The sequence below is a fragment of the Thalassospira sp. genome, from assembly GCF_040218635.1.
GTDB lineage: Bacteria > Pseudomonadota > Alphaproteobacteria > Rhodospirillales > Thalassospiraceae > Thalassospira.
On record NZ_JAVJRB010000011.1, the window covers coordinates 533753 to 547317 of the forward strand.

Here is a 13565-nt window from a genome sequence, read left to right on the forward strand (position 1 = left end):
CCAAGGGTCTGTATGTGGCGCATAGGGCCTTGCATTGTCAGACGCTGACAAGTGCTGCGTTTATCCGTATAAGGCAGGCCAAGTTATCAAATTCAAACTGGTCTGGTTTACGTGAAAAAAATTGATGTCCTTGTCATCGGTGCCGGTGCTGCTGGCCTGATGTGCGCGATCGAAGCAGGCAAACGCGGTCGGTCCGTCGTGGTCGTTGACCATTCAACAAAGCCCGCAGAGAAAATCCGTATTTCCGGCGGCGGACGGTGCAATTTCACCAACATCCACACCAGCCCGGAAAACTTCATCTCGCAAAACAAGCGGTTCTGCGTTTCCGCCTTAAAACGCTATACCCAGCATGATTTTCTTGATCTGGTGAACCGCTACGACATTGCCTGGCACGAAAAAACACTGGGCCAATTGTTCTGTGATGACTCATCATTCCAGATCATCGATATGCTGCTCGATGAATGCGATGCATCCGATGTCGAAATTCGCCTGAACACGGAAATTTCCAACATCATCCGCCGCGATGACAGCGGGTTTGACATCACCACCCGAACCGGCGCGCAATGGACGTGCGAATCCCTTGTTGTTGCCTGTGGCGGCCTTTCGATCCCGAAGATCGGCGCCACCGGATTTGGTTATCAGATCGCCCGTCAGTTTGGCATTGAAGTCATTCCGACCAAGGCGGCCTTGGTGCCGTTGGTGTTTGATCCTGACCTTCGGGCAAAAACGGGGGAACTTTCGGGTATCTCGGTAGATGCCGTGGTTCAGTGCAACAAGAAACAGTTCCGCGAAGGAATGCTGTTTACCCATCGTGGTTTGTCAGGCCCGTCGATCTTGCAAATTTCATCCTACTGGGATGAAGGCGACAACATTACGGTCAATCTCAATCCTGAAGAAGACGCGTTTGACCTTTTGAAAACTGCCAAGGGTGAAAGCCCGAAACAGGCTGTTCATAATGTGCTATCGCGCATCCTGCCCAACCGTCTTGCCCAGATGATTACGGCGCGCCACGATCTGGAACGCCCGATTGGCGAAACCGGCGATAAGGCACTTCGCAAACTTGCGATGGATGTCAATCAATGGGCGGTGATGCCCAGTGGCACCGAAGGATATCGCACGGCCGAGGTCACGGCAGGCGGAGTTGATACCAACGCCCTGTCATCCAAAACCATGGAAGCCCGCGATGTGCCGGGTCTTTATTTCATCGGCGAAGTTGTCGATGTGACCGGCCATCTGGGCGGATTTAATTTCCAGTGGGCATGGTCATCGGGTTGGTCTGCGGGACAGGTTGCCTAAGCAAACAAAACCATACACAGAATATCCATATTTCATGCTGTATATTAATCCGTGCATTTCACCGCACGGGAACAACTATGTCCTTCAACCGTTTATGGTGAAACGCGGTCTTCAATACCGCTGCAACAAACACGAGGTTGGAACATGTTTGAATATGGTGGAATTATCGGTCTTTTGATCCTGATTGCCGATATCTGGGCAATCGTCAATATTATGGGCAGCGGGGCAAGCACCGGGTCAAAAGTACTTTGGACCGTTCTTGTTCTTGTCTTGCCGGTTCTGGGTTTGATCATTTGGTTCTTTGCCGGTCCACGAAGCGGACGGGTTTAAGTTTAAACCATCACGACAGTACGAATAAACACAAAGGCCGACAGAAATCTGTCGGCCTTTGTGTTGTGCGCAAAACTGTTTGTCTTCAAACCAAAGGGCCTAGATACCCGCCGCAAAAATCATGACAGCCCCGACTGCGGCAAGCCCGATCCGCACCCAAACCGGACGCGGTGAAATCAGACCAAAGGAAATGGCTGTCAAACCAACGGCGACCTTGATCCCCGCAGCAATTGCCCAAACCGGATCATTGCCAAGATCAATCAGTGACGCATTGGCCACCATGGCCAGCGGAACGATATAAAGCCCGATGCCAAGTGCCATGGCGGTTCCGGCAACCTTAAGCCAGTTTTCTTCAACCATGCCTGCAGCAATAAACACCGCCCCGCAGACCGGCGGGGTGATGGTCGAAAGCAAGGCAAACCAGAAAACAAACAAATGTGCCTGCAACGGATCAAGACCAAGTTCGATCAAGGCAGGCCCGGCGACCGAAACACAGATCACATATGCTGCTGTGGTCGGGACTTCCATGCCCAAGATCAGACAGGCAAGTGCGGTTAGCAGCAATGCAGGCCACAACATCCCGCCAGAGCCCGATAGCAAAAGCGAGGTGATCTTGACCCCGAGCCCGGTCAGGCCAAGCACACCAATCACGATGGAAGCACATAAAATGATCGATCCGATCATTGCCACCTGTCGCCCGGCATTCAGGCAGACATCAGAAAACCGCCCCTTGGCCCGCATCAGGCTAAAGCTCAGATTACCATCAAAAAACAACAAGGCCGCCCCGGCGACCAAGGCAAGGCAGGCGGCATATTGCGGCGTATATCCCCCGCCAAACATGCCCCATAGCAAAATGGTAAACGGCACAAGGAAAAAGCAAGATGTAATGACGACAGCTCGAACAGTCGGCCGATCATTTTCAGGCACACCCGGAAGATCATAACGCTGGGCAAAGGCATTAATGCCAACCCAGACCGCCAGAAAATACAGGATCGCGGGCAAGATTGCCGCCACCATAATATCGACATAGGGCCGACCGGTCAGCTCGACCATGACAAAGGCCCCGGCCCCCATCAAAGGTGGCATGATCTGGCCCCCTGATGACGCCACGGCTTCGACTGCAGCGGCAAGGCGTTTGGGATATCCAAGGCGTGTCATGGCAGGCAAGGTAATGGCACCGGTGGAGGCAACATTGGCCGATGCGGACCCGGAGATCGAGCCAAACAACGCCGATGAAATCACCGACACCTTGGCAGCCCCGCCTTTAAGGCGACCTGCCGCCGCACCGGCAACATTCATAAAGCCCTGCCCGGCTTCACCGCCATTCAGCACAGCACCAAAAATAACAAAGATCGCAACGATGCTGACCGAAACACCGGTCAAACTGCCCCAAAGGCCGCCTTCGGCAATCGTCAATGTGCCCAACATGCTTTCGACCGGAAGGCCCCCATGGCCAAACTCGCCGGGGACATATTCGCCAAACAGCGCATATAGGAGTGCGATGGCCGCAACCATTGGCAAAGGCCAGCCAATTGCCCGCCGGGCCATTTCCAGAACCACGATCAGCAACGCACTTGCCATTGCGATCTGCCCATACCCCGTCAGGAACCCGTATTGATCAGACAGGGCTGAATGGTTCCAGACAAGCCAGCTACACCCCAGCAAACCGATCATGGTCAGGATCAAGCCCGATATGTATTGCGGTCGGGTTTTGGCAACAAAGATCAGCGCCCATGGCAGGGCAAGCGCCATATGAATGGGACGACTGACAAGATTGGGGACGAGGCCTGAAAAAATCAGCCAAAGATGGAATGCAATCGAAATTGCACCAAGAATAATCCAGAAGGGGCGAGAAATGGCCGACATGTTTGTTCAGTTTGTTTGATAAAGAATGGCCCGGCAAAACTGCCGGGCCTGTCATTTTCTGGATGGATCAGGCCTTAACGCTGATCATCACGGACCGGGAAGCCTGACTCGGCGTAATAACGCAGGGCACCAGCGTGGATTTTCCCACCGATATTGCCCAGCATTTCCGGTGCAACACCGTTCCACCAGGACGAGCTTTCACCCATCTTTGCTTTTTGCTGCCAAAAGGTTTTGGTCAACTGATAAGCAGTTTCGTCGTCCATCTGGGTGGTGGCAAAGGCCACAACCGAAAGCGATGCCGTGGTGATATCGGAATCCTGTCCGCTATAGGTGCCCGCCGGAATAACCGTCTTGTCGCGTTTGGTCAGGGCAAGCTGTTCATCTGACAAGGACAGAACAGTCACATCCGTTCCAGCCGCAGCTTCGATCACGTTCGGCGCAGGCCATGAACCGGCCGTTACGAAACCATCGATCTGACCGTTTTTAAGGGCAGCAACCGCATTGGAAAGTTCGGCATCGGCCAGTTCGACCTTACCTTCAAGACCAAACAGGTTGAGGTATTTTTCACCTTCGCTTGCACCAAAGGAACCCTTGCCCAACAGAATGGTTTTGCCTTCAAGACCGGCGAAATCGGTTGCGCCGGAATCCGCACGCATCACGAAATGCATCGTCAAAGACGGGATCGGGAACAGGGCGCGCACTTCCTGAAACTTTTCGGTCGGGCGACCTTCAAACGGACCTTTGGCATTTTGGGCCAAACCAACCAGACCGGGGGGAGATGTGAAAACATAATTGCCCGAACGCACCATGGCTTCCATGACGTTCTGAACCGAACCCTGACTTTCTTCGACCGTGACGATCACGTCACCATCGGTGCCGGTTTTCATTGCTTCGGCGAACTGGGCGGCCATCTGATAATAAGATGAAGCTGCTTTGGCCGATTTCAGGGTAACACGGGTTTCGGCCTGTGCTGCTGTTGCAACAGACAGGGCCATGATGCCGGCAGTGAGAACGCCGAATGTACGTAAGATTTTCAAGGTTTCCTCCCCTTGTGTGGTGGCTCGCAGGTCGGCTTTGACTACCGAACTTGGGGGCGAACCGGTCCGCTGATGGCGATAAACGCAAAATCCAACCATGTTGCAGGAAGGTTTTGGCAAAAAGAACCAATTTCCCAGACATAGAAAGCATCAAGCTGCCCAAGGTCAAGCGGCTTGTACCGATTTGCACGAGCCCGATGGCATAAAATACCGCAAAGCGGTCCGGTTTTCACATGCCAGTTGTGCAAAACCGACGCTGTTCGCGGGCAAGGTTCGGGCCTAAAGGAAGCCTACGAATTCGAATGGAACTTCTTATGCAGGACGGCGTTAGAGCCAAGATGCACGGTTAATCCTTCCACATCAAAGTGTTGTAAGGATTGACAGGTTTCACGCCATTGCCGCAGGGTAGACCTGCTTTACCGAAAACCTGACGAGGAAGCCATGCCGCGTTCGCCGGTCGCCATGATTATTGCATTGTCTGCAACGCTTTTTGCCGCCTTTGCACTTAACACGGGCTCATCCCTGCAATCATCACTGCTGGCACTGCGCGCCTCGGCCGAGGGGTTTGCACCGATCTATACCGGTATCATCATGGCATCCTATTATGTCGGTTTTGTCGCCGGGATCATCTGGGGCGCAAGCCTTGTGAACCGGGTTGGTCATATCCGGACCTTTGCCGCTCTTGCATCGACCGGCTCTGCCATCACATTGCTGCATGCGGTATTTGTTGATCCAATCACCTGGTCGCTTTTCCGCGCCATGACGGGGCTTTGCCTGTCGGGTTTGTATCTGGTGGTGGAAAGCTGGCTGAATGCACAGTCTGACAATACGTCGCGCGGAAGCACGATTGCGATTTACATGACCGTCTCACTTGGCGGTCTTGCGATTGGTCAGTTGATGCTTAACGTCTCGCCGATCAGCGGGTTTGAGCTATTTACCGTCGCATCTGTTTTGCTGTCACTTTCATTGGTGCCACTTGCCCTGACCCGTCAGCCACCGCCTGCCGCTGTGAGTGGCGAGCGCATGACATTCCGGCGCCTTTATAAAATTTCCCCGCTTGGTTTTGTTGCCGCATCCGGTGCGGGTGTACTTTCCGGTGCGATTTATGGTGTTGGTCCGGTCTTTGCCGCTGACCTTGGCCTTGCGACCAATGACGTTGCCTATTTCATGTTCTTTGTCATTCTGGGCGGCATGATCATGCAGTTCCCGATTGGCAAACTTTCGGACATGGTACCGCGCCAATATGTCATGATTGTCGTTTTGCTGGGTCTTGGTGTCTGTGGTCTGATCCCGCTTGCCATCCCGGAAATTGCCCGTGAAAACCTGACCCTTTGGGGCGGCATCACAGGCGTTTTCATCATGCCGATCTATGGATTGGCTGTGGCCTATGTGAATGACTACCTTAATCCCGAAGACATCGTTCCGGCGTCGGGTGGTCTGTTGATCATTTACGGTGGGTCTGCCGCATCTGGCCCGCTTTTGGGCGGTACGGCGATTGGGTATTTCGGGCCGTGGGCGATGCCGGTCTTCTTTTCGATCGTCGGTATCTCTGTTGCAAGTTTTGCCATTTACCGTGCTGGCTTTGGCCGTCGTATCAGCATCGAAGAACAAGGGCAGTTCGTTGCCGTTCCGCGAACAACGCCAATGGCGTTCGAGCTGTCCCCGATCACGGATGAAACCGATGAAGACGGCAACCCGATCGTCGCGACCAGCACGACAGACGAAAACACAGCCGCTGACAATCCTGACGCGTTTCTGACCCCTGATGGCACTGCCCATCCCGATGATTTTGGCCAAGTCCCCGTCGATGAAACAGATGGTCCGAACGAAACGACCGAACGATCCAAAAAGAACTAGGATCAAGCATTCAGGTTGCGATCCCATAAGCGATGCAGCCTGAATGCTTTTGATCTGATCGATCTTATGGTTTCAGATCAACATACGCATGGGCGTTGGCATGATCTTTAAGTGCCGCACACGCCAAAGGCCAAGATTGATCGCCATCATAAAGGGCCGAACGCAAATAGGCCCATGTCATCCGCTGCACGATGGCAAGACGATCAGGATCTTCATCATCTGTTTCCTTTGCGTCATACCCTGCGACACCGCCAAGGCCGTGCTTCCCCCCAATTAAGGTCAATAGCGCATCCGCCCCCGGACCAAGATGATAGGGATCCGTATGCCAAGCCGCACCGCGCGTGGTCAGGTTCGGGTTCACATCACTGTCACCCACAACAACCAGTGTCTTTGTGCTTAGATGTGAATAATCCGGGTTCAGCGCTGTATAGTTTTCACGCGCAAAATCACTAAGGCTGTCACCGCCATTGCCCGGTGCCGCCAAAAGAACCCCCGCGGTAATGCGCGGTTCAATCACATTCACATCAATAGCCGTATCATCGGATATGTCGGTTAGTCGGGTGCCCAGCAACATACCAACCGTTTGGCCACCCATTGAATGTCCGATTGCCGCGATCCGGCCATGATCCAGACGCCCTGCAATCGCCGGGACAGCGGCCTCAATTTCGTCAAGCTGATCAATGATCTGTTTCATGTCCGCCACTCTTGATCGCCAGAATAACGGACCACCCGGCGCGCTTGGATCAAGACCAGCGACCTTTGAATTCGCATGCGTTGGCTGGATCACAACAAACCCATGCGCCGCATAAAAATCCACCAGCGGCCCATACCCATCCTTTGACGGAATATAAAGCGACGGTCCATGACCATGAGACAGCAAAATAATCGGAAGCCGATCACCCGTGACTGGTGCCGTAATCCGCAATGCGATCGGCAATCCACGATTCGGCGCGTCAAGAATGACCGGACTGACAGAGATCGTTTGGCATGGCTCTGAACAAGGAATATGCGTCGCTGCTTTGATAAGATTGTTCAAGGGGAACTCCTGGTTTTCGTGGCAAAGAAATATAATTTCGCCTATAACGTCGAAGCGGAACACTGATCCATAAATAAATGGAACATCGATCCGTTTGTAAAATTCATATATGGAACACTGATCCGTTTATCAAGAGATAATGCGGAATGATGGCTGTTTGACTGCGCATGGAGAAGCATTTGGCCGAGGCAGAAAAAGGGGAAGTAACCCCACACGACATTGATATGTCACAAAAAAAACGTGTCCGCGCTGACGCACAGCGTAATGAAGATGCCGTGCTTGAAGCCGCCAAAGAGATCTTTGCAAAATCGGGTGTGGATGCGCCTGTGCGGGAAATTTCTGCGAAGGCCGGGGTTGGAGTCGGCACACTTTACCGCCGCTTCCCCAAGCGATCTGACCTTGTCGCCGCCGTTTTCCGCCGTGAGGTTGATGCTTGCACCGCCGAAGCCGATACCTTGGCCGCGAACAACACGCCGGGCGATGCGCTCATACTGTGGCTTCGTCGTTACACCGCCTTCTTGACGACCAAACGTGGTCTTGCCAGCGCCCTGCATTCTGGGGATCCGGCTTTTGATGCCTTACCCGCCTATTTTCGGGCCAATTTTGAACCTGCGCTTGAGACATTACTTAACGCCGCCGTCAATGCCGGTGAAATTCGCGCAGGCATTGCCCCATTTGATTTGCTTCGCGCAATTGGCAATCTTTCCGTTGCGGCAGACGCCGATGGTGCGGACCATACACGACGTATGGTAGACCTTTTGATTGACGGGTTGCGTTACAGACCCGCGAGTCCCGCGAAATAGTCGGATTTGCGTTTGGTGTAAGAACGCGCGTTGATCGGGAAATTCAGCGATCTTTCGCATGTGCAGCGCTTAATGGACTTCGTTCCATAATGCGGAAAACATCCCAAAATAACAAAACCTGCTGTGGACCCACCGGCATTCCTGCCCATATGTTGGGTCAAATGATAGCGCGGAAAAGTTCTATGGATACGCACCCCGTCGGTTGGGTGCATCCAGTCCCCCCGCGAAGGTTCCAAGTCTGGTGAGAGAAAACATGACCCAACGTATTCAAAAAGGCGGCCTTCAGATTGCTGCAGTTCTGCATGATCTGGTTGCCAACGAAATCATTCCGGGAACGGAGATCAATGCTGATCAGTTCTGGGCGTCGTTTGAAAAACTCGTCACCGACCTTGGCCCACGTAACAAAGCGCTTCTGGCCAAACGTGATGATCTTCAGGCCAAAATTGATCAATGGCATCTGTCACGTCAGGACCAGCCCCGCGATCCGGCTGCCTACAAAGAATTCCTGACCGAGATCGGGTATCTTCTGCCAGAAGGCGATGATTTCTATATCGGCACCACCAATGTTGACCCGGAAGTTGCCCGGGTTGCTGGCCCGCAGCTTGTCGTGCCGGTGATGAATGCCCGCTATGCCCTTAACGCCGCCAATGCCCGCTGGGGCAGCCTGTATGACGCGCTCTATGGCACGGACGTCATTGATGATGCCGACGGAAAGGAAAAGACCAAGGGCTTTAACCCCAAACGCGGTGCTGCCGTGGTTGCCTATGCCGCGAACTTCCTTGATGAAGCCGCACCGCTTGCAACCGGGCATCATTCCGACGTCACCAAATATGAAGTCCGCGACGATGGTTCAGGATGGTGGACGTTGGTTGTGACCTTGTCCGATGGCAGTGAAAGTGCGCTGGCACAGCCATCCCAATTCATTGGTTACAATGAAAAGAACGGCGCGCTTTCTGAAATCCTGCTTCGGAAACACAGCCTGCATATCGAAATCTGCATTGATCCAACCCACCCGATTGGTAAGGAACATGCTGCGGGCGTTTGCGATGTGATCATGGAATCGGCTGTCACAACCATTCAGGATTGCGAAGATTCCGTCGCCGCAGTCGATGCCGAAGACAAGGTTCTTGCCTATCGCAACTGGCTTGGCCTGATGAAAGGTACGCTCGAAGAAAAATTCGAGAAAGGTGGCAAGACCGTCACCCGTCGCCTGAACCCGGACCGCACCTATAAGGGTGTTGATGGTCACGAAGTTGTTCTGCCGGGGCGTAGCCTGATGCTGGTGCGCAATGTCGGACATCTGATGACGTCCGATGCGATTCTCGATGCCAATGGCAATGAAGTCCCTGAAGGCTTCCTTGATGCCATGATCACGGGCCTGATTGCCAAGCATGACGTCGAAGGCAAGAACGAACTGGCCAACTCGCGCCATGGCAGCGTCTATATCGTTAAACCGAAAATGCACGGCCCCGAAGAAGTCGAACTGACCACTGACCTGTTCGCCTTTGTCGAAGGTGCGATCAATGTTCCGGAAAACACGCTTAAGGTCGGCATCATGGATGAGGAACGCCGCACCACAGTGAACCTTAAAGAATGCATCCGTGCGGCCAAGGACCGCGTTGTGTTTATCAATACAGGCTTCCTTGACCGTACCGGCGATGAAATCCACACCAGCATGGAAGCAGGCCCGGTTGTTCGCAAAGAAGCAATGAAAGACCAATACTGGATTTCAGCCTATGAAAACTGGAATGTGGATGTCGGTCTTCAATGCGGCATGAAAGGCGTTGCCCAGATCGGTAAAGGCATGTGGGCCAAACCGGACCGCATGGCCGAAATGATGCAAGTCAAGATTGGCCATCCCAAAGCCGGTGCGAAATGCGCATGGGTTCCGTCCCCAACGGCCGCCACCCTGCACGCCATTCACTATCATCAGGTTGATGTCCGTGCGGTTCAGGATGAAATCGGCAAACGCGAACGTGCCAGCCTTGATGACATTCTGGCAATCCCGCGCCTTGGCGATATCAAACCGATGCCAAGCGAAATTCAGGAAGAGCTCGACAACAACGCCCAAGGTATTCTTGGCTATGTTGTCCGCTGGATTGATAGCGGCGTTGGCTGTTCCAAAGTGCCCGACATCAATGATGTTGGCCTGATGGAAGACCGTGCAACACTTCGCATTTCCAGTCAGCATATTGCCAACTGGCTGCATCATGGGCTTTGCACCGAAGAACAGGTGATGGAAACCCTGAAACGCATGGCAGCGGTTGTTGATAAACAAAATGCCGGTGATCCGACCTATCGCAATATGGCACCGAATTTTGACGGCAATGTTGCCTTTGCGGCGGCCTGTGATCTTGTGTTCAAAGGACGCGAACAGCCAAACGGCTATACCGAACCGGTCTTGCACGCACGTCGTCGCGAAGCAAAGGCAAAATACGGCGTCTGATCGATCTGTCGATTAAACTGACCCGAAATAAAAGCCGTCCGGTTGATCCGGGCGGCTTTTTCTTTACAAAAAATGCTGCAACATAAAGCGCAGCATATTATTTGGCTTATCCAGCCAGCGTCATGATCTCATAGCCATTATTGGTGACGACAAGAGTGTGTTCATACTGAACGGTTGCATCGCCGGTATCGGCAAACAGCGTCCAGCCATCTTCACTATCGACCGCCCATTTCGCGCCATAGGACAGAAACGGCTCAATCGTGATCACCTGCCCCTTTTTAAGGACGCGACGTTCTTTGGGGTCATCCCATGTCGGGATGGTGTGGGGATGTTCATGCAGGGATTTGCCAATCCCATGACTGGCCAGATTGCGGATCAGGGTGTAGCCACCTTTGCGGGCGAAACTTTCAACCTTAAGGCCGATTTCACGGATTGGTGCTTTGTCGCGCACCACCTTGATCCCTGCCCACATGGCCTTTTTTCCATCATCGCAAAGCTTGGCAATTTCCGGCTTTGCCGTCCCGCAGATGAAACTGGCCCCGGTATCGGAAAAATACCCATCCAAAGACGCCGATACATCAATATTGACCAGATCACCATCGGCCAGAACCTGATCGCCGGGAATGCCATGCGCGACAGCTTCGTTCACGCTGATACATGTTGCACCGGGGAATTTATATTCACTTTCCGGTGCAGAAATTGCGCCGGCATCCTCAAGAATTTTGCGGCCAATATGATCAAGTTCCGCCGTGGTAATTCCCGGAACCGCAGCAGCCCCCATTACATCACGGACACGTGCACAAATGCGCCCAATCCGGCGCATGTGGTCGAGTTCTTTTTCCGATGAAATTGTCATAAACTGCTTATTACGATGCCGATCCTTAAAGTCAAGAAAACCTGTTTCTTCAGCAGTCAGTGATATCTCGACATCGCGGTTTATGCCCGTGATGAACTATCATGGGAAATCATGTCCGTTTCCGAATACATCACATAGCCGTTTTTACCGCGCGCCTTGGCCGCATAAAGCGCGGTGTCCGCCTGCTCAAGAAGTTCTTCTGGATTGGTACCGTGCGCTGGGTAAAGGCTGATGCCGATGCTCATCTGGATCGAAACCCGACTACCGCCGGTAATGAAGGGCATCAGGATTTCATGAAGAATCCGTTCGGCCAGCATGGTTGCCTCGGTCGCACCATCACGCTCAATATTGCAGACAATTACCATTTCATCGCCACCTTGGCGCGCCACAAGGTCACCACCGCGCACACAGCGGCGCAATCGTTTTGCAACTTCGCGCAACACATCATCACCAGCCCCGTGACCATATTTGTCATTGATTGGTTTGAAGTCATCCAGATCCATCATCAGGATGGCGACTTCGGTTTCTTCGCGGTTTGCACGGGCAATGGCATGTTCGAAATAGGCATCCAGCGCCAAACGGTTGCCAAGCCCCGTCAGTTTGTCGTGATGGGCGATATGTTCCATCTCGCCAAGTGCAACATCCTTTTCAGTCAGCTTGGCCAAAAGGGCTTGCAAACTTTTCGACAGAATATTGATTTCACGTGCGCCATGCACGTCAGGCAACTGATCAATTTCACCGCGTTTCATCGCCTCGATCGAATTGGCAATCTGGCCAATCGGCCCGACAAAGAAACCAGCCCCCCACCACGCGATAACACTAAACACCACCGCAAGCATCAGCCCCCAAATAAGAATATCCCGACGCAAATTATGAACGGGTGCAAGGGCTTCTTCAACATGTTGACGGACCAGGATCGACCAGTTCAGCCCGGGATAATCAAGATGTCCGTCCGCCGGTGCATAGCCTGTCAGATATTCATTGCCATCCGGCCATGTATTGATTTTCCAGCCAATATGGCCACGTTGAGCTTCCTGAAGTGCATCAATATTCAATGACGTTCCTGCCGATGCGTCGTCCTCGCCCAACAAAACAGTCCCGTTTTCCGCGATCACGAAAATATCGACATTCCGGTGGATGCCTTGACCACTAAACAAGGTCCGACGAACCGTATCAGCCCATTCCCAACTAAGATGCGTGGCGAAAACGCCGGTAAGTTCCTCATCGTCATTGATCAGCGGAACTGCGATATCAACGAACTGGATTGGCTCGCCATTATAAAGCGGGAATTTCTCGGCAAGAAGTTTGGCATCGTGGACATCCCCGATGAACTGCCCGTTCTTTCCATACTGGAAAACAGGGCGCTGGGAGATATTGGCACCAACCAGCAAATCGCCGGTCGCGGCAACGACAGTACCTTCATGATCAAGAATCCCGATCCATGTAAAGATGGGCAATTCTCGGCGCAGCCTGTTGATAATATTTGAAATTTCGTGGGTATCTTCAAGTTCACGTATGGTGCTTAGCGTACTGAGAACAGAAACTTCACCACGATGGGTCCACATCGTGCGGTCTAGCTCGTCTGCCATCTGCAAGGCAATATCAGACACACCAAGACCGATCTGCTCTTGCAAATCTGTCCCTGATCTTTTGCCAATCACGAAACTCATGAGAACGGCCAGGCCAACAACCAGCAACGCTGTTGCCAAAGCGATCTGCACGCGAATTCCCACCCGCAGCCAATTCTTCACAACGAATTCCCTCACTCTCCTGACCACGGCCCCTTATTATTTTCGGTGGAACCTGTGGCACACAGCAATTTACCTGCCGCGTATATGTTCGAGCATATAAGCATCACACAGACGGTTTTGAAGAAGTCTAAAAACAAAAATGCCAAGGCTCCCGAAACGAACGATGAATCTTTAAATCGCACCATATCCCGGTGTGTTGGGCAAAACCACAGGACTTGAACTTGATGAAATGCTTGAAAATCAGACGATTGATCGTAACATCGGTTTCCCGGCAGGTCGTTTTGCCA

At 52.8% G+C, this 13565-nt stretch carries 10 protein-coding genes; 5 read left to right on the forward strand and 5 right to left on the reverse strand.

What is annotated here, in order from left to right:
- The first annotated feature begins 111 nt into the window (after positions 1–111).
- On the forward strand, positions 112–1296 hold the full coding sequence (locus RIC05_RS13680; RefSeq protein WP_350048124.1) for a BaiN/RdsA family NAD(P)/FAD-dependent oxidoreductase: 1185 nt from the start codon (positions 112–114) through the stop codon (positions 1294–1296).
- Positions 1297–1440: 144 nt separating this feature from the next.
- Positions 1441–1626, forward strand: a complete 186-nt coding sequence (locus RIC05_RS13685; protein ID WP_350041239.1) for a PLDc N-terminal domain-containing protein — start codon at positions 1441–1443, stop codon at positions 1624–1626.
- Positions 1627–1725: 99 nt separating this feature from the next.
- Here RIC05_RS13685 and RIC05_RS13690 read toward each other — a convergent pair whose 3' ends face one another.
- Positions 1726–3492 (reverse strand): TRAP transporter permease, encoded by a 1767-nt coding sequence (locus tag RIC05_RS13690; protein WP_350048122.1) that lies wholly within the window; start codon positions 3490–3492, stop codon positions 1726–1728.
- 74 nt (positions 3493–3566) lie between these two features.
- The gene (locus RIC05_RS13695; RefSeq protein WP_350048120.1) at positions 3567–4529 is read right to left on the reverse strand and encodes a TAXI family TRAP transporter solute-binding subunit; all 963 of its coding nucleotides are present in this window, start codon (positions 4527–4529) and stop codon (positions 3567–3569) included.
- Between the two features lie 441 nt (positions 4530–4970).
- Here RIC05_RS13695 and RIC05_RS13700 point away from each other — a divergent pair, with 441 nt between their 5' ends.
- Entirely contained in the window at positions 4971–6386 is a 1416-nt protein-coding gene (locus RIC05_RS13700; RefSeq protein ID WP_350048118.1) for an MFS transporter, read from the forward strand.
- Between the two features lie 64 nt (positions 6387–6450).
- Here RIC05_RS13700 and RIC05_RS13705 read toward each other — a convergent pair whose 3' ends face one another.
- The gene (locus tag RIC05_RS13705; RefSeq protein WP_350048116.1) at positions 6451–7422 is read right to left on the reverse strand and encodes an alpha/beta hydrolase family protein; all 972 of its coding nucleotides are present in this window, start codon (positions 7420–7422) and stop codon (positions 6451–6453) included.
- Between the two features lie 224 nt (positions 7423–7646).
- Here RIC05_RS13705 and RIC05_RS13710 point away from each other — a divergent pair, with 224 nt between their 5' ends.
- Positions 7647–8225, forward strand: coding sequence for a TetR/AcrR family transcriptional regulator (locus RIC05_RS13710; protein WP_350048114.1), 579 nt, complete (start codon positions 7647–7649; stop codon positions 8223–8225).
- Positions 8226–8478: 253 nt separating this feature from the next.
- Positions 8479–10671: a malate synthase G gene (locus RIC05_RS13715; protein ID WP_350048112.1), complete on the forward strand. Its 2193-nt coding sequence runs from the start codon at positions 8479–8481 to the stop codon at positions 10669–10671.
- Between the two features lie 106 nt (positions 10672–10777).
- Here the strand turns inward: RIC05_RS13715 and map are convergent, their stop codons facing one another.
- The gene (gene map, locus RIC05_RS13720) at positions 10778–11527 is read right to left on the reverse strand and encodes a type I methionyl aminopeptidase (protein ID WP_350048110.1); all 750 of its coding nucleotides are present in this window, start codon (positions 11525–11527) and stop codon (positions 10778–10780) included.
- Positions 11528–11607: 80 nt separating this feature from the next.
- A complete protein-coding gene (locus RIC05_RS13725) occupies positions 11608–13278 on the reverse strand; it encodes a diguanylate cyclase domain-containing protein (protein WP_350048108.1) in 1671 nt (556 codons plus the stop codon).
- Positions 13279–13565 lie beyond the last annotated feature (287 nt).